The following is a 15,977-nucleotide window of genomic DNA, read 5'->3' on the forward strand; positions in this document are numbered from 1 at the left end:
ACCATGTCCGCCTTGTTCAGGTAGACAACGATGTACGGCACACCAACCTGACGGGCCAGCAGGATGTGCTCGCGGGTCTGCGGCATGGGGCCGTCAGCGGCAGAGCACACCAGGATCGCGCCGTCCATCTGCGCCGCACCCGTGATCATGTTTTTCACGTAGTCGGCGTGGCCGGGGCAGTCCACATGGGCGTAGTGGCGGTTCTCGCTCTCGTACTCCACGTGCGCCGTGGCAATCGTGATGCCACGTGCCCGCTCTTCCGGCGCGTTGTCGATCTGATCGTACGCGCGGAAATCACCACCGTACTGCTCACCCATGACTTTCGTCAGCGCCGCAGTCAGTGTCGTCTTGCCATGGTCAACGTGACCAATGGTGCCCACGTTGCAGTGCGGCTTGCTACGCTGAAACTTCGCCTTGGACATGGAGCCGTCTCCCGTCTCTATCCATTAACCCCAGGGCCGGACCATTACTGATGACAGCCCCAACCCCGCGACACTTACTAATATGGAGCCCGCGCCCGGATTTGAACCGGGGACCTCATCCTTACCAAGGATGCGCTCTACCCCTGAGCTACGCGGGCCTTCAAAACACACTAACAGGGCGCGCCTGCCGGCCACGCCCTGGAACTGGAGCGGGTGATGGGAATCGAACCCACATCATCAGCTTGGAAGGCTGAGGTTCTACCATTGAACTACACCCGCCTGACCATCCCGCAGGTGCGGGCGAGCTAGCCGCTCACTGTTATCTGGTGGAGGGGGGAGGATTCGAACCTCCGAAGGCTTTGCCAGCAGATTTACAGTCTGCCCCCTTTGGCCGCTCGGGAACCCCTCCAAATTCAGAGCGCGATACTTTGCTGAAACGGGCTGCGGATGTCAACCGGAAATGGCGACAGACCGTGCCCCACAAGGCGAAACCGGCGTTGCGGCAGAGCCAGTATCTCCCAAACGCACACGGCTCATATAAACTGCCCCAACGTTCAATGGCCACGCAGCCGGGGAAAGCGCCCATCCGATGAGACTGATTCTCGTACTCGGCACAGCCACCCTGCTGTCAATCTTCCCGTTCTTCTTCGTCAGCCTGGAGGGCTATCGAAGGCATGTCCCGGATGAAATCTATGCCTTCGGCCATGTGGGCTTCTTCGGGCTGCTGACCCTGTTATTGATGATCGCACCACAACTGCGACGCATCAGGTATCCCGTACGCGCCGCCGCCGTGCTGCTGTTTATCCTGTTTATCGGCGGCTGCATCGAACTGATACAGGGCCAGATAGGCCGCTCCGCCGGCCTGCGCGACCTGTGGCAGAACATGCTTGGCGCCGCCGCGGCCGTGGCGCTCACGGCACCAACGCGCCTGCTGCGACTGGTGTTGATTGGCGTCGCTGGCGCGGCCCTGGTGGCGGAACTCTTCAACCCCACGCTCACCCTTGTGGATCGGGGCATCGCCCGCAGCCAGTTCCCCGTAATCAGCGATTTCAGCACACCACTTGAGGCGCGGCGCTGGTCATCCGGCACGCTGGACACGAGCATCACGCGGACGGGCGGGCGTTCACTGCGTGTAACCCTGCAGAGCGGCCGGCTCTACACCGGCACGACACTGCGCAGGTCGTTCGGCGACTGGTCAGATTACGAGACCGCAGAACTTGCCATCTACGTCCCCGACAATGCCGCCATCACCGTGACCATCTCGATCCGCGACCGGGAACACTTCGCCCGGGGCGGCGCCTATGCAGACCGCTTCAACCGCAACGTGACCCTGCAACAGGGCTGGAATGACATCCGCATCCCCATCGACGACATCCGCAACGCTCCCCGAAACCGCACCCTGGATGTCTCCGACCTGACCGAACTGGCCATCTTCGCCTCCCGGCCGGAGCAAACCCGCGAGATCCACCTGGACGCCCTGCGACTGACCCGCTGAATGGCACCCCCAGGCCCGCCCGGCAGGCCTGCATACGGGGCGGGCCTGCGCTTACTTCCAAAAAATAAAAACCGTTTTCATTTTTTTCGAGAACACGCCCCGCCAAGGAAAATAAAATATTTTTCATAAATTACATGAGCCTATAAAGCCATGTAATGGTGACATCGCACTTGTCGTCAAATTGATACGATTTCGGATTATTCGACGTGTGAACCAGTTCACACCACAAATGCCAAGCACGCCACAGCCCGTTTCCCCGCCCCTCCATACGCTAACCCCACAACAAGCAAAACCCTTTAACCCCATTTTCAGAAACGGGGTCATCATGCAAACCACCAAAACGGATCACTCGAAGCACCCCCTGAACCGCTCCTTTCTTCTCGCATTCACCATGGCCGCAACCATCGGCCTGAGCGCCTGCGTGTCGGACAGCGGCGGCTCCCCTCGTTCCAGCAGCGATGACACTTCCGAGGCAACGCGAAACAACCCCAACCGGGGGCCTGGCAACAACAGCGGCGGCGGCGGCGGAAACCCGCACAACCAGCCCTCCGACGAGAGCCCGAGCACTGACAGCGGGACGAGCGAGGAAATTGCAGCACCTGAGGAAACCGAAGAGGCAGATCCGGCGGTCGAAACCCTGACGCTATCCTGGACAGCGCCGGCCACCCGGGAAAATGGCGACGCTATCGCGCTGAGTCAAATCGACCGCTACGCGCTCTACATTGGCACCAGTAGCGGATCGTACGGCGACCCCATCGAAATCGCGGACACGGGCAGCAACAGCTACGCTCTGGATTTCCTTGACGCCGGTACCTACTACGTGGCCATGAAAGTGGCGGACACCGACGGGCTGTGGAGCAGGCATTCCGAGGAAGTGCAGATCGTTATTCAATAACGTAATTCAGGCACCTAGAGTGCCGTCCCCGAATGGGGACAGTCTGCAACATTCGATACAACAATGGGTTACGCGAAAATCTCCGACAGTGTGACGCAGTTCGTCGCCTGTCGGAGACATTCTTTTGCTCCCATGCCGGTCAGACGTCGATCAAATCCCCGCGAAACCCAGTTATGTGCGCCACCCCACATAGCTGGCACGTTGTTTGCCTACGCATGAGCAGCGCTGACGCGCGAGACCGTAATCAAGAGGATGACACAGGGAAGAGCAACGCCTCGCAGTTGCGGACACATCAATCGTCATGACAAGCAGGGCACCTTTAATGACATCGCAAGCGACGGTTACCGCTGCCTCGACATCCTCACCACCGTACTGGCCGATTCCTGGCGAACCGCACAAGCCTCCCGAAGCGTGAACAGCGTCACAAACGCTGCGCCGTGCGAGTAATAGCCTTAGTTCCTCGCACATCCGAACACCCGATCCGAATCAAGCATTCGTGAGGACACGCTTGTGCCAAAGAACATCCATTCCCAATGGCGGCACTCCGCCAGAACCCTGATGATCACAGCGCTGGCCGCTACCATGCTCGCCCTTGGCGGCTGCATATCCGGCGGTGGCGGAGGCTCTTCCGGGAGCAGATCGAGTGACAACAACACGGTCGACTTCGGCGGGAACGAATCCGTCACACTGTCCTGGTCCGCACCCAGCGCTCGCGAAAATGGCGACCCAATAAGCCTCTCAGAGATCGAGGCCTACGAACTGTACGTTGGCCAACAGAGCGGAAACTATTCCGACGTGATCCGCATCGGCGACAATGGCAACAATAGCTACACCCTGAGAAACCTGGCAGTCGGCACTTATTATGTGGCCATGCGTACCGCCGACATCAACGGGCTGTGGAGCCGCTTGTCCACGGAAATCGAGCTGAACATTCAGTAACATTGACCGGGCACACCCCATAGCCCCAAACTGTGAACTTCGACACGGCGGAACCCACGGTTGTGCCGTGTAGTCGAAGGAACAACAGCACTAGCCTCGACCGCGTAATAACAGAACGGTCAACGTCTGCGAGGCGGGGCATGGAGAGCAAAACATGGGGTGGGCAGCTTTTTCCAGACTGGCTCTAGTGGGGCTTGTGGCCTTGGCCGTGAGCGCCTGCGGGGGCTTTCGTTCCAGCGATATCCCGAGCCCCGGCCCGGTGGAAACACCGGACTACGTGATCGGCGCCGGCGATCAGCTGCAGATCTACGTTCGCAATAACCCGGATCTCTCGGTCAGCCTGCCCGTGCGGCCGGACGGCAAGATCTCCGTCCCCATGGTGCAAGACGTCCAGGCCGCGGGCAAAACGCCAACCCGCCTCGGCCGAGACCTCGAAACCGAACTCGCCCAGTTCATTCGTGAGCCCACGGTGACCGTCATGGTGATGGGTTTCGTGGGTGAGTATGCCGATCAGGTACGCGTTATCGGCCAGGCCGCGCAACCGCAATCACTGGCGTACAGAAATGGCATGACCGTGCTCGACGCGCTCATCCAGGTGGGCGGTCTCACGCCGTTCGCAGCCGGCAACCGGGCGACCCTGGTGCGTCAGCGCAACGGTGACAGCAGCAGCTACCGGCTGCGGCTGAATGATCTCCTGAACGATGGCGACGTACGCCACAATCACGCGTTACGACCCGGCGATATCATCATCATTCCAGAGGCGTATTTCTGAGCGCCCCAATACGCCGGGCTGGGCACCGAACGGCTACGCAGTCTGTCGCGAGCTGAGGGACGGGACTTCCCATGCACGAGTTATACACATTCATTCTGGGCGAGCTGCGCGGGACCTGGCGGTTTCGCTGGTTTGCGCTGATCGTCGCCTGGCTGGTGGCGATGGCCGGCGCCTTCGTGGTGCTCACCATGCCCGACGAATACCGCGTCAGCGCGCGGGTCAACGTGGATACCGAATCACTGCTGGGGCCGCTGCTCGGCGGGCTCGCCGTGGCACCGGACATGAACCAGCGCGTCAGCATGCTCACCAACACGATACTGAACCGCGAGAATCTTGAGCGCATCGCCCGTGAGGCAGACCTCATGGTCCGCGCCCGCACCCCGGCCGACGAAGAGCGCATCATCGAAAACCTCGGGCGCAGCATCCGCATCTCCGGCGGCGGCCGGGGCAGCACCATCTACCGCATCTCCTATGCCTCGGATAATCCGCAGGTGGCCTACCGCGTGGTGCAGACCGTGGTCGAACTCTTCAGCGAAGAAGCTCTGGGCATGACCCGCGCTGACTCCGCCTCCGCCACCGGCTTCCTCGAGCGGCAGGTAGAGGAGTACGAAAACCGGCTGCGCTCGGCAGAACAGCGCCTCGCCCAGTTCAAGCGCGACAATGTTGGCCTGCTGCCCGAGCAGGGCGGGCGGGACTTCTACGGCCGCCTGCGCGCCACTGAAGACGAAATCCAGCGGCTGCAGAACGCCCAGCGCCAGGCCGAGCGACGGGTGGGTTCCCTGCGTGAGGAAATCGCCGCCATCGAAAGCGGGCAGCGTGTTGAAACCTCAAGCAACCCACAACTCATCGCCGTGCAGGAACAACTGCGGGAGGCCCGCAGCCGGCTCGACGAGCTGCTGCTGCGTTTCACCGAATCCCACCCCGATGTACGCGCCCTGCAGGCGCAGATCGAACGGCACGAGGAACGCCGGGCCGAACTGGAAGACGCACCCGCCATTACCGAGACCGCGGACCTGAGCGCCAACCCCCTGTATCAGGAGTTGCGCATCCGTCTCAACGAATGGTCTGCGGAAATCGGCGCGATCGAAGAGCAGATCAGCGACCAGGAAGACCGCCGCGAGCAACTGCTGGCCCAGGTGGACGAAATCACCGACGTCGAAACCCGTCTGCAGGACCTCAACCGAAACTACGACACCACCCGCGAGCGCTACCAGGCACTGGTGGCGCGGCTCAGCACCGCGCAACTCTCCGGCGAGGTGGATGCCTCTGGCGGGCAGCTTTCCCTGCGCCTCATCGACCCACCGGTGCGCCCGCTGGAGCCGGACGGCCCGCCGCGGGACTTCTACCTGCTGGCGCTGATCCCCGTTGCTTTCGCCGTGGGTGGCGGTTTCGGTTTCTTCCTGCACCAGATCCGGCCCGTGTTCCAGAGCCGTACCTCCCTGGCGGAACTCACCGGCAGACCGGTGCTGGGCTCCGTCAGCCTGGTGATGACCCGCAATCAGCGGCGGCGCAAGGTGGTCGCATTCCTGATATTTGCCCTGGCGGCCATGATGCTGGCGGGAGCCATTGTTGCCGCTTCGCTCTATGCGGAGCTGGGGGCGGAATACATCCGCCTGATCATGCGGAGGCTGCCGATTTGAGCGTCATCGAGAAAGCAATCAATCGCCTGCGGGAAAGCGGCGACGGCACCACCGGCCGCAAAGACAAGCCCGCAGAGACCAGGCACCCCGAGCCGCCCCGCGAGCCAGAGCCAGCCGTCGAGGCGGCATCCGTGGGTGCCGTTCCGGCCCCGGTGGCCGACCGGGAGCCGGTGCGCGTCGATTACGCTCGGCTACGCGCTCAGGGCATCTACCCACCCATCGATGCTGAACGGGCAATCAAGGATCAATACCGCCGTATCAAGCGGCCGCTGATCGCTGGCGCCATCGGCAAGGGCACCGCCGCCATTCCCAACGGCAATCTCATCATGGTCACCAGCGCCCAACCGGGCGAAGGCAAGACCTTCACCTCAATCAATCTGGCACTCAGCATCGCGCAGGATCCCGACTTCTCCGTCACCCTGGTGGATGGCGATGTCTCCCGCGCCCATACGAGCAAGATATTCGGCATTCGCGATGAACCGGGCCTGCTCGACCTGCTGGCCGACGAGAGCCTGTCCGCCAGCGAGGTCATCCTGCCCACCACGGTGGACTCGCTCACCGTGCTGCCCGCCGGTCGTGCGCACTCGCTCAGCGAAGAGCTGCTGTCCAGCGCCCGCATGGAGCGCGTTGTTTCCGCCCTTGCGGATCGCAGCACCCGGCACATCATTCTGTTCGATTCGCCACCCCTGCTGGTCAGCGCCGAGGCCATCACGTTGTCGGCCAACGTCGGGCAGATCCTCGTGGTAGTGAAATCGGCCGCTACACCTCGCCATTACGTGGTTGCCGCCGTCGAGCTGCTGGACCCGAACAAGGCCGTCAGCCTGGTGCTCAATCAAAGCCTTGGCGGGCTCGGGGGAGACGACTACGGGAGCTATTATGGCGAGTCCACTCCGGGGTAGGGCATGGCGCCTCACCGCGGGGCTTGGGGCTTTACTCGTCATGTCGCTAGCGCCGGCAGCGCAGGCGCAGGCCCAGCAGACCGGGGCTGAAGCACCCAGCGGCCCGCCCGTGCGCCCCACCCTGAGCGGCTGCCGTGTCGCCCTGCCCGGCGGCGCGGACATGGACAGTGGCCTCGCCGGCCAGTACCTGGAAGACAGCCAGGGGGCACCGTTTCTTGTGGCCCCCAGCCTGACGTTGCGCCAGACCTATACCGATAACGTCACCCTTGCGCCGGACAGCGACAAGGAATCCGATTTTGTCACCCAGTTGATCCCGTCCCTCAGCCTGTGCCGGGTGGGCCCCCGGCTGCGCACCCAGGTGGACTACCAGGCCACCGCCAACTACTACTGGAATGATCAGGACCGCAACGACATCTACCACACGCTGAACGCCGACAGCACCGCAACCCTGGTGCGCAACCGGCTATTCGTCGACCTGGGCGCGCTCTACGAGCAGCAGACCATTTCAAACCGCGGCGCTTTCGCCGACGACCTGGCGCTGGATACCGGTAATCGCAGCGACGCCATCACCTTGCGGGCCAGTCCCTACCTGGTGCAGGACCTCGGCCCCCTGGGCAATTCCGTCACCCGGGTGGGCGTGCGCCGCACTGTCTATGATGAGGACATCCCCAATATCACGCGGCAAAGCGGCAGCTTTCAGCTCGTGAGCCCGGAGGCCGCCGACCCCGTATCCTGGCTGGCCAGCGTGCAAAGCGAGCGCGTCGAACGTAGCAACATAGACCGAAGCCAGTATTTCGACAACGCCTTTCTGGAACTCGGCTATCGCCTCACCGGCCGGCTGCAACTCATCGGCCGCGGCGGCGCCGAGACGGAATCCCGCGCCGACGGCACGCAGGACCGCTTCGGCGCGGAATACTGGGAGGCAGGCTTTCGCTGGACCGACGTGCGCACCAGCATCGAGGCCCGCTACGGCCGGCGCTTCTTCGGCGACACCTACTTCGCCGCCATCACCCGCCGCGGCAGTCGGCTGACCAGCAGCCTGAGCTATCGCGAAACCCAGCAGATCTCCGACCGCTTCGTGGTGCTGTCACCGGAAGACCTGGGGCTGCCCAGCCAGATCGTGGACCCGGACACCGGCGAGGTCTTCGACCTCCCCGGCTTCATCGTCGAAGACAACGAAGTGTTCGTGAGCAAGCGCGCCACCGCCAACACCACCTACCGCACCGGGCGCTCCACCATCCGCCTCACCGCCTTTCACGACCGGCGTGAGTTCCAGGTAGCGGAAGACGAAGAGGAGCGCTACGGCGCCGACGCCTACTGGCGCTGGCAATGGCTGCCGCGCACCGCCGTCATCCCCCGTGTGAGCTGGGAGCGCATCGATTTTCGCGACGATCGCAGCGACACCATACGTGGCGCGCGAATCAGCCTCGCCCACCTGATCGGCCGCAAAACTCAGGCCGGCGCCACTATCCGCCGCCAGGAGCGCACATCGAACGAAAGCGGCAATGACTACACCGAAAACGCCATCATTCTCGAAGCAACGAGGATGTTCTGAATGAGCGCCGTGGCAAGCACAGTGCAGCGGAACCTGCTGAGACCAGACCTAACGGTCCTGATTGGCGGTTTCCTGCTTGTGCTCGCACTGCACTGGGCCCCGCTGGAGCGGCTCTTCCAGCGCTGGCTGCGCTTTGACGAGGCCTACTCCCACGGCCTGTTCGTGTTCGGCGCCAGTCTGTTCCTGCTCTACCGCGTGCTAAAGCACCGCCAGTTCGGTCTGCAGCCCAGCGTGCTGGGCATCGCACTTGCAGCCTTTACTGCGTTGGCGATTAGCCTGGCGGACGTGGTGAACATCCAGATCCTGCAGCAAATGGGCGCCGTCTTCCTGTGGTGGGCGATTGCCGTGGCAATGCTCGGCTGGCGCGCGGGCTGGAACCTCGCCATTCCCATCGGCTTCCTCTACTACGCCGTGCCCATGTGGGACTACCTCACCAAGCCCCTGGTGGGGGCCGCCGTGGTGGTCAACGACATTTTGCTCGGCTTCATGGGCATCCACTTCCGGGTGGAAGGTGTCTACATCTACCTCCTGGACGTAGGCGCGTTTGAAGTGGCGGATGGATGCTCCGGCCTCCGCTACCTGGTTGTGGCCCTGACGCTGTCAACACTGTTCAGCGCGCTGAACTTCAGCCGCGCCCGGGAGTGGATCATCCTGCACCTGGTGGCTATAGCCATGGCGCTGCTGGTGAACTGGGTGCGGATTTTCTGGATCATCCTTGCCGGCTACCAGACGGATATGCAAACCAGCCTGATTGACGATCATGAAATGTTTGGCTGGATATTGTTCGCGGTGTGCCTGGTGCCGTTCTTCTTCATCGCCAACCGCCTCGCCAACGGTAGCCCGGAGCCGAGCTTGGGGGTACCCGCCCCCCAGCCCGCGCACGCCATGGCCAAAAAGAGCATTACCGCCACCGCCTTGCTGGCCGGCCTGGTTGCCCTGCCGGTGTGGTTGATCGGCGGCGCCAGCGCCGCGGCGGAGCAACGCACCCTCGTCGCCCCAGAACGGCTGGGCGACTACGTGCTGGCCCCCCACATTGAAGACACCCTCTGGAACCCCATCATGCAGCGCACCGACCAAGTGCTGCGTGCGAGCTACGTCCACCCGGACAGCTCTGACCAACGAATGCACCTCGGTATCTGGTACTACAACCCGCAGCGCCAGAACCATGAGCTGGTGCAGTTTGGGAACCGGCCGATCAACACCGACGACTGGCGCGTGGTGGATCAAGAAACAGATCGAAACGGCTGGCGATACGTCGTCGTGCACCACCGCTACATACAAGAACATCGCATAGTGGCCCTCGGCTATCTGGTTAACGGGGATTGGACGCAGGGGGGCTTGCAAGTGAAGCTGCAGATGTTACGCACAGCCTTCAGCCGACACAATTTCGGGGCACTGGTCTCACTGTCGATGGTGTGTGACACAGATGCGTGCCGGGCAGAGCGAGAACTCCTCGTCGCCGAACTAAGGCATATTCAGGAACAACCATTTGCCGGCAAGTGAATCAGCAGTAAAGGGCTTAAAATGCAGGATGTAGTTCTTGCCACCTACAACGGTGAACGGACGTTACCCCTGACGCTTGAAAGGATGGCTTCCCTCGAGGGCCCTAAAGGCGGTTGGCGACTCATTGTTGTTGACAACAACAGCCGGGATAACACGAAAGATATCGTTAACAGGCACCAAGCCCGACTAAACATTCTTTACCTTTTTTGCCCAACCCAGGGAAAAAACAACGCCTTGAATATGGCGCTCGAACATGTGCAGTCTGATTTGATCATATTCACAGACGACGACGTACTCCCCGCTCCACGCTGGCTTCACCATTACCAGAAGAATGCGTCCGCCCACGAACAATATGACGTGTTTGGTGGTCCGATCCTCCCGTTCTGGATGTCTGCACCCGACATTGATTACGAAAGGGCCATACCCATTGGGCCGGCCTACGCACTCACCCCCCCTGACCTCGCTACAGGGCCAGTGCAACCAGACAAAATCTGGGGGGCAAACATGGCCGTGCGTCGGCATCTGTTCGACCATGGACTACGCTTCAATCCGAATGTGGGGCCAGCACCTGGGCAATACATGATGGGTAGCGAGACTGAACTCCTCCGCCGCCTCGCGGCAACAGGAACACGAGCCTGGTTCGATACCGAGGCTCATCTTCAGCACATCATTCGCCCCGAGCAAATGACGCGGCGCTGGCTGATTGGCAGAGCACTCCGCTTTGGGCGCTCACTTGAAGCCATAAAGCGGCAACGGGGTGAGCCTCCCGCCTCCCGCAAACTGCCCCGATGGATGTTGCGCAAGATTATTACAGAGCGACTTCTTTCCGACGGGAACTTCCTGCTGCGCAACAAGGAGCGGGCGTTAAGCCATGCTTGGCAGCACGGCTTGCTCCTTGGCCAAGCAAAAGAGCGCATGCGCGATATCGCCCCAATAAAAAGATAAGGGAACAATTGTGGCCCGCTTTATAAAAGTAAAGAAATCAGCATATTACCGGATCGCAAAACTTGGAGATCGAATCGCCCGATTAACGCGCACGCGGGTGATTCGCAGTACAGGCGCCGGACGAATGTTGTATGACAGCATGGCACCTCCGTCAGTTTGCTCCAGCCAACCACATTCACGGAGTGGATACAGCGACAAAAGATTCTGCATCGAGACAAACTTCACACCCTGTGCGCCGATAAGATACGTGTACGGGACCATATTCGCGCCGTGCTCGGCGAAGATATCGGCCCTAAAATCCTCTGGTCCGGCGAGCGGCTCCCAACCGATGACGCGTTTTTCTCATCCCTCCCGACCAGTTTCGTGATTAAGGCGAACCACGGATCAGGAACAAACTATGTGGTAAAGAACAAGGAAGACGTCGAATGGGACAAGATCGTCGATTTAGCGAACAGCTGGCTCAAGCGCGATTATTCAGCGCTATCAGCCGAGTGGCAATATCGCTGGATCCCGCGAAGACTCATGATCGAAGAACATATCGATCCCGACGCACAGCAAACTCCAGCAAACTATAAGTTCTACTGTTTCAATGGCGAGGTGCAACTCCTCCTTATTGTGGAAGAGTCGGGAGATGAAAGAGTAGTCTGTTACTTCGACCGGGAATGCAATCCGTTAAAAATAAGCAAGAGCAACGCGACCGTCTCTGCGATGCCGACCGGAATCCGGACGCCAGACAAAATCACCTTTCACAAGATGAGAAGTATCGCCGACAAACTTTCTCAAGGCTTTCAATTCTGTCGAGTCGACTTGTACCACACCGACCGCCCCTATTTTGGTGAAATGACTTTTTCTCCCAACGCCGGCGTTGAGCGATACAGTCCGTCGTACGTAGACGGCATACTTTATCGGTTGCTTGAGAAGCCGTGCCACACTCAAGCAGTTGCAGAGTTACAAGCCCTACGTCACGCATCACCCCAGAGAACTTAAGGCGAATCGGCCGCTTATGCCGCGCGCTTACCAATATTGCGCCGAATCGTCCGATCCGCCATGCGGCTGACAACAGCGCCTGTCCTCCACAGGCCAACATGGCGAGAACACCACGCCAGCTCGCGCAAAAGGGAGAATAAGCCATGCTCGCGGGCGTGACGCAACCCTGTCGAAATCTCCCCCAGGAGGCCATCCAGTGCGTACGGAGTTAGATCCACTCCGTTGACACCCTGTTCGATCCAGCGAAGGACTGACGCTCGCGCCCGTATATGATCTCTTAGCTGCGGCCTGCGATCCTGCTTTGTGAGGCTACCCGGCGTATCGTGGCAAATCACCCGTGGGACAGGGTCGTACGCTATTTTTTTCGCACGCGCCACGAGGCGCCAGAAGAACTCATAGTCTTCACAGGTGCGCAGACGTTCATCGAACCAGACATCCATTTCCTCCAGGCAGCGTCGTCTCACCAGCACTGTGGATGTCTTGATTCGCATCGACTTGAGCAACCATCCGACATCTGCCCCTTCCACATCGGTCATCGTGCGTCGCTGGGCAAGGTCTTCACTGCCGTCCGGCCTGAGCACCAGGCGATCTCCATGTACGAAATCAAGCTCGGGGCGCTCTTCAATTAATCGACGAACGTGCAACAACCTATCCGGCGCCCACTCGTCATCCGAATCAAGCAACGCAACCCAGTCTCCACGCGCTTCCCGTAAGCCGCTGTTTCTGGCGCTCGAAACGCCCTGATTGGACTGGTTGAGCACCTTCACCCGGGGGTCACTGGAAGCGTAGTCCTGAGCTATAGCCAAGGAGCCATCTGACGAGCCGTCATCAACAACGAGAAGCTCAATGTCGCCAGCCGGCTGCGTCAATACCGATCGTATCGCACGAGGAAGGAGCCGCTCCCTGTTGTAGACGGGAATGATGACACTGACATTCATGTGCTTTATCAACCGCGCTGCTTGATCAAGGTCGCATCGAAAACCATGTTGCTCCGGCGCGCTACTGATGAGTAACTATACTCGCCAAAGATGAAGGTATGTTGTCAGGTAGGGCGCCTCGACCCGCAGGCGTGGCGCCGATGGCACTCGATTCGCCCGGCATTATGATTATGGGTGACCTCAGAGATGGCGGCTGGCGCAGAGAACGGGCACATCTCCCAGCGCGTAACCCAACTGGACGCGCTCCGCGCCTGCTTGATGCTGCTCGGCATCATAATACATGCAAGCTTTGTCTTCATTTCCGAACAGCGCTGGCTCGTCGCATCTGACGACGTCAGTTATTTCTTCGACTACCTCACTCTTTCCATCCACTCCTTTCGAATGCCCGCATTCTTTCTTATTAGCGGCTTCCTGTACGCGCTGGTTTTATGCCGATCCCGCATCCTGCCCTTTTTCGCTTCTCGATCAACGCGAGTGCTTATCCCGCTCTTCGCTGCCGGCGTTCTGCTGAATGGCGCCCAATTATACCTCTTTCAGATAATAGGTACCGAGGCCGGTCTTGCCACAATCAACGGGCAAGCGTGTGAATCAGTTGCAGACGTACTCAGAGGAGCTTGCTGGGAAATACATCTCTGGTTTCTTATCGTTTTATTTTACTTCTTTATATTATGCTTTCCCATTGCAATCATATTAACGCGCGTCACAAAAATTACGATACCGACGCCATCATCGTGGCTATGGCCGGCAACAGTTGTCTTCTTCATTGCTATCGTGCAAGCAGTATACTCTGCGGCATACAGGGGCTACTTCGGCTTTGTCGACTATCTTCCCTTTCTATCAGATCCTAAATTCTATTATTACCTGCCCTACTTTGTTTTCGGCGTACTGCTCAGCCGCGCCAAGATTCAGCCGCATGCCTGGACGGGACTTGGGCTGCCCGCCATCGCACTACTTCTGGCAAGCTGGATATACTTCCTCTATTCTTTTTCCCCGGCTGACACGTCCATTTCTCAGCATGTGCGCGGTGGCCGCCATCAGCTCTGGACATCAACCGCCGTTGCATTTCAGACGACATCGGCACTTATTGTGCTTTTTTTACGGCTTCCGGCTTTCAAACCAGAAATATCACGTTATTTGAGTGATTGCTCTTACACAATATATCTGTTCCATCACATTCTGGTGTTTCTGCTTGCGGTGCTCCTGATAAACACCGGGTTGCCGATCGCCATACAGTTTATTGCGCTGGTGATCGCTGTAGTGCTGCTTTCTTGGGCTATTCACCACTATGTGGTATCGCGGAGCCGTTTGGGCACCATCATATTCAATGGACGACTGGATAACACGGCACGCCCTAGGCGAAGCGCCTGACCACACGCCGCAAGGCGCGACTGGCACGGCGAATATGACGCAAAGCAGCAATTGAGCCGGCCACATAGAGGGAGGCCCGCTTCGAGATACCGGCATACCACGGATTCACGATCACCTTCTCCACACGCCGACCCCGCTTTAGCGCGATCATTTCGCGCAACCCCAACTGCGGGGCCAACTCCAGACACCTGAAGCAATCACCGGCGCCAACCTCATACGGAAACTGACCCCAGTAGTTTGCTTCGGCTTCGGTGGGGTCATACCAGAACTGCCTGAATGCCTCCATTATTCCGCTGCACGGTGCTTTCGCGTTGCGAATATTCCAACTAGTCAAAGAAAGTGTCTGAGCAAATGTCATCAAGGGCCTTCGCATGTAATCGGAGGTCCACATTTCACTTCGTTCCGGCACGGGTTCCTGAAAGACGGGAACCACCTCTCCGTCATTGTCGGCGTAGCCGATAACTGTTCCGTAATCGGTGACGGTGAAGATTTCCAGCATATGGTTCATCCCGTCCATATCGCGAAAGCCAGTGCCGGTACAGTGGTCACTAAGATAGGAGTGAATCGGCGGAAAACCTTGCTCGTCCAAATGGGGCCGCCACATGCGCCGAACCAGAAAGCCCTCTGTCCCCTCTGCCGTGAGCTCCTGGCGCAGCCGGTGCACGGTACGCACCTGGCTTCCTGTTCCCGCCGTGTCGACCAAGCCAACCTTTACGTCGTCAAACACACCGGCCGACGCGAGATAACGGGCGACGCGCTCTCGCCGCTGACGAGAGCGCTCCTTAATAAGCTGCCCAACACCAGCGTGGGACAGACTCGCCAGCAGATCCACCAATGCGGAAAACTCGTCGTCGGTTATTCGTGTGTTCCAACGGTCACGGCCCAGGCCGATACCTTCAAGGTGGTCCTGCACTTCGGACGCCTGTAGGCAGACTCTCTCGAGAATCGAGGCCAGGGACATGCTGCCCGTGTGCGTGAGTGCCCAGGCAAGATCTGCCCGCCTAAAATCTGACAGCAACGCAACGTTGATCGCGGGGCGGCTCACGTACAACTGCCGAAGCTCAATAGCGAGCTCTAGCCTTGGGGCGAGGATCGTCGCAAGCTCAAAAAGTACGTCGCCTTCCCGCGACAGGAAATATAGTCGCCGAAGGCCACGGGCCTGCGCTGCCAGTAACGCCCACACCGTGTAGCTGGTAAGCAAGGGGCCGGCGACTCCGGCGACAACATCCAGAAACGCCGGGGGCAGGCTCTCCCTAGCGTGCTGCTGGCGCGTCCAGTACGAGGCATCAGCCAAGGCACCACACGAACCTCCCGAGCTCGCGTGCGCCTTGCGCAGACTGGCCTCAAAACGCGAATGCTGTTCCCAGTTAATGGGTCCGGCAAGTTCTACTTGCGGACGATCGCCGAAGAATTGCATGTCGATTCCCACCCATGCCTGTCGTAGACGGTCCGGGTTCGGCATGCTTATAGAACTACGATGCCTCAATCACCCGGATCAGATACTAATTCGCCATCGATGCTAACCTCCCGCCAAATGCGCGCCCCTCTGTCGTGACCTACCGGGGGCTACATGGCATGATGAGCTTCTTTAATGTCACTATAATCCAAGTGGAAAAGAT

The 15,977-nt window shown here is 59.7% G+C and carries 14 protein-coding genes and 3 tRNA genes; 11 read left to right on the plus strand and 6 right to left on the minus strand.

All coding sequences use genetic code 11. From position 1 onward, the window contains the following. The 4 genes from J2T57_RS21225 to J2T57_RS21240 form a co-directional block, all read right to left on the minus strand. The coding region (locus J2T57_RS21225) for a GTP-binding protein (RefSeq protein WP_253485263.1) at positions 1–422 on the minus strand (422 nt) is incomplete at its 3' end. 83 nt (positions 423–505) lie between these two features. Next, positions 506–580: transfer RNA gene (locus J2T57_RS21230), tRNA-Thr, on the minus strand. A gap of 47 nt (positions 581–627) precedes the next feature. Then, positions 628–701: transfer RNA gene (locus J2T57_RS21235), tRNA-Gly, on the minus strand. 45 nt (positions 702–746) lie between these two features. Continuing rightward, positions 747–831: transfer RNA gene (locus J2T57_RS21240), tRNA-Tyr, on the minus strand. 180 nt (positions 832–1,011) lie between these two features. Between J2T57_RS21240 and J2T57_RS21245 the strand changes: the two genes are divergently transcribed. From J2T57_RS21245 to J2T57_RS21290, 10 genes are all read left to right on the plus strand, one after another. Then, a complete protein-coding gene (locus J2T57_RS21245) occupies positions 1,012–1,917 on the plus strand; it encodes a VanZ family protein (RefSeq protein WP_253485265.1) in 906 nt (301 codons plus the stop codon). 325 nt (positions 1,918–2,242) lie between these two features. Continuing rightward, a complete protein-coding gene (locus J2T57_RS21250; RefSeq protein WP_253485266.1) occupies positions 2,243–2,812 on the plus strand; it encodes a fibronectin type III domain-containing protein in 570 nt (189 codons plus the stop codon). Between the two features lie 558 nt (positions 2,813–3,370). Further along, entirely contained in the window at positions 3,371–3,751 is a 381-nt protein-coding gene (locus J2T57_RS21255; protein ID WP_253485269.1) for a fibronectin type III domain-containing protein, read from the plus strand. Between the two features lie 154 nt (positions 3,752–3,905). Then, positions 3,906–4,523 carry an XrtA/PEP-CTERM system exopolysaccharide export protein gene (locus J2T57_RS21260; protein WP_253485271.1) on the plus strand — a complete coding sequence of 206 codons (618 nt, stop codon included), beginning with the start codon at positions 3,906–3,908 and terminating at the stop codon, positions 4,521–4,523. Positions 4,524–4,594: 71 nt separating this feature from the next. Continuing rightward, positions 4,595–6,163, plus strand: coding sequence for an XrtA system polysaccharide chain length determinant (locus J2T57_RS21265; protein WP_253485273.1), 1,569 nt, complete (start codon positions 4,595–4,597; stop codon positions 6,161–6,163). After that, positions 6,160–7,062 carry an AAA family ATPase gene (locus J2T57_RS21270; RefSeq protein WP_253485282.1) on the plus strand — a complete coding sequence of 301 codons (903 nt, stop codon included), beginning with the start codon at positions 6,160–6,162 and terminating at the stop codon, positions 7,060–7,062. The genes J2T57_RS21265 and J2T57_RS21270 overlap by 4 nt, the downstream gene beginning before the upstream one ends. Positions 7,063–7,102: 40 nt before the next feature. After that, positions 7,103–8,617 (plus strand): TIGR03016 family PEP-CTERM system-associated outer membrane protein, encoded by a 1,515-nt coding sequence (locus tag J2T57_RS21275; RefSeq protein WP_253485284.1) that lies wholly within the window; start codon positions 7,103–7,105, stop codon positions 8,615–8,617. Continuing rightward, entirely contained in the window at positions 8,618–10,120 is a 1,503-nt protein-coding gene (xrt, locus tag J2T57_RS21280; RefSeq protein WP_253485291.1) for an exosortase, read from the plus strand. 21 nt (positions 10,121–10,141) lie between these two features. Then, positions 10,142–11,065 (plus strand): glycosyltransferase family 2 protein, encoded by a 924-nt coding sequence (locus J2T57_RS21285; RefSeq protein WP_253485298.1) that lies wholly within the window; start codon positions 10,142–10,144, stop codon positions 11,063–11,065. A 156-nt stretch (positions 11,066–11,221) separates the two neighbouring features. Next, on the plus strand, positions 11,222–12,052 hold the full coding sequence (locus J2T57_RS21290; protein ID WP_253485300.1) for an ATP-grasp fold amidoligase family protein: 831 nt from the start codon (positions 11,222–11,224) through the stop codon (positions 12,050–12,052). A 14-nt stretch (positions 12,053–12,066) separates the two neighbouring features. On the opposite strand, the gene J2T57_RS21295 is transcribed toward J2T57_RS21290, so the two are convergent. After that, the gene (locus J2T57_RS21295; protein WP_253485308.1) at positions 12,067–12,990 is read right to left on the minus strand and encodes a glycosyltransferase family 2 protein; all 924 of its coding nucleotides are present in this window, start codon (positions 12,988–12,990) and stop codon (positions 12,067–12,069) included. 186 nt (positions 12,991–13,176) lie between these two features. Here J2T57_RS21295 and J2T57_RS21300 point away from each other — a divergent pair, with 186 nt between their 5' ends. After that, complete coding sequence (locus J2T57_RS21300) at positions 13,177–14,358, plus strand: acyltransferase family protein (protein WP_253485310.1); 1,182 nt, start codon at positions 13,177–13,179, stop codon at positions 14,356–14,358. Here the strand turns inward: J2T57_RS21300 and J2T57_RS21305 are convergent. Beyond that, positions 14,342–15,775, minus strand: coding sequence for a hypothetical protein (locus J2T57_RS21305; protein WP_253485312.1), 1,434 nt, complete (start codon positions 15,773–15,775; stop codon positions 14,342–14,344). The genes J2T57_RS21300 and J2T57_RS21305 overlap by 17 nt on opposite strands. Positions 15,776–15,977: the final 202 nt, after the last annotated feature.

It is taken from the genome of Natronocella acetinitrilica, assembly GCF_024170285.1.
GTDB lineage: Bacteria > Pseudomonadota > Gammaproteobacteria > Nitrococcales > Aquisalimonadaceae > Natronocella > Natronocella acetinitrilica.